Source organism: Vibrio sp. 10N.222.46.A1 (assembly GCF_041473595.1).
GTDB classification, from domain to species: Bacteria; Pseudomonadota; Gammaproteobacteria; order Enterobacterales; family Vibrionaceae; genus Vibrio; species Vibrio tasmaniensis_A.
In genome coordinates this window covers 1-1600 of the sequence record NZ_JBFRSN010001311.1, presented here as the reverse complement: position 1 = coordinate 1600, position 1600 = coordinate 1, and the positions used below count along the sequence as shown (strand labels likewise).

Annotated in this window: 2 protein-coding genes; one reads left to right on the top strand and one right to left on the bottom strand. The window is 44.8% G+C overall.

Going from position 1 to position 1600, the window contains the following annotated elements:
* On the top strand, positions 1 to 668 hold a 668-nt coding region (locus AB4496_RS26160), incomplete at its 5' end, for a substrate-binding domain-containing protein (protein ID WP_372132808.1).
* On the opposite strand, the gene AB4496_RS26155 is transcribed toward AB4496_RS26160, so the two are convergent.
* Positions 619 to 1398, bottom strand: coding sequence for a TSUP family transporter (locus AB4496_RS26155; RefSeq protein ID WP_009848394.1), 780 nt, complete (start codon positions 1396 to 1398; stop codon positions 619 to 621). The two genes, AB4496_RS26160 and AB4496_RS26155, sit on opposite strands and share 50 nt — an antisense overlap.
* Positions 1399 to 1600: the final 202 nt, after the last annotated feature.

Sequence of the window (1600 nt, the reverse complement as noted above, 5' to 3'; positions counted from 1 at the left end):
ATGCGATTGCATTAATCGAGAGCATAGGCCCTACATTCAATGAACTTAGAGGGCTTATTTATGAACAGCAAGAGTTGGAAGATACCACTCTCATTACTTTAGATAGCTCTAAGTCTCTGATAGCGGGTTATTTAGGTGAGATGATGGGCCAATTTATCCAGCAAGATAAATACATCACCATCACCACTAACCATACACCAAGAATTATCGAGCGAGTGCAGTCTGGTAAGGCGACCTTGGGGTTGTGTGCTGGCTTACTGCCGCCGCATCATGGATTGATGACCTTCCATCTATTTGATGAGCCGTTTTACATAGTGAGTAAGTCGCCGCTAACGGAGCTTCCTCCATTGGTGATTACCAACGATATGACCAACCCTGCCAACTCTTATCAGCTCTCAGTGTTAGAAAAGTTTGGTATTAAACCCTTGATGGAGATGGATGCCTATACCGCAGCAGCCCAGCTAGCGCTAGGAGGAACGGGGCCGGCTTTGATCCCGCTTTCTATCGTAAAAACACTCAACATTAAGCCTCAATACCTGTTTAGCTTTCCCGAATTGCAAGGATTGATTAGACCGATTCATATCTGTGTGAGACCAAACAGCTATCAATCTCCGCGAGTTAAAATACTGATAGAATCCATTGTTGATGCTGTTCCCAAAGCAGTTTAGACGCCATTAACATCGACATCACGATCACAAGAGGGCGAATCCATTTCTGCCCTTTTGTTACCACTACTTTAGCGCCAAGTTGAGCGCCCATAAAACCACCAACTGCCATCACTAATCCTAATTCCCAAATTGGCAAGCCAGCTAAAATAAAGAAGATCAATGCGGCTATATTCGATGTGAAGTTAAGTATCTTGGTGCGTGCCGTTGCATCCACTAAAGAGAAGTGACCGATAGCGACAAAACATACCGTGAAAATTGAACCTGTTCCTGGGCCAAAAAAGCCATCGTAGAAGCCAACTCCGCCACCAATACACAAAGCAAACATCGCCTCAGAGATCTTCTGCTTTCCTTCAGACGCTCTAGTTTGGGGTGCTAACAGGAAATAGAGAGAGATAGCGATAAGCAGCAGCGGTATCACGCTAGTCAGTAAACTCGCATCAATGTGCTGGACTAACTCGGCACCAATTGCAGAGCCAATAAAAGTACAAAAGATCGCGAGGCGCATCTCTTTAATACTAACGATGCCGTTGCGCACGAAATACCAACTGGCAGAAAAACTACCAAATGAGCTTTGAAGTTTATTGGTTGCCAGTGCTTGCGTTGGTGGCACTCCGGCCGCTAGCAATGCAGGTAGAGTCAACAATCCACCGCCGCCAGCCATTGCATCAATAAAGCCTGCCGCCGTTGCAACAACAAACAAGATAGCCAATATTTCTAGAGTGATTTCCATATACCCAACGCCTTAAATTCTCGTATAGCGACAAGTTACCACTCACTGCAGATGAGCAATAACGAAACACAAGATTGTAACCTATTCCAAATATTCATCATTTAGCCATCACCAGATTTTCACCAGATAACAGACATAAAAAAGCCCACTCCGAAGAGTGGGCTTTGAGCATTTATATCCGCTTAACAGCGATACGCGTTAG

Bases quoted from the DNA above. Each gene is read 5' to 3' on its own strand.
- AB4496_RS26155 (WP_009848394.1), bottom strand. From the start codon at position 1,398: ATGGAAATCACTCTAGAAATATTGGCTATCTTGTTTGTTGTTGCAACG.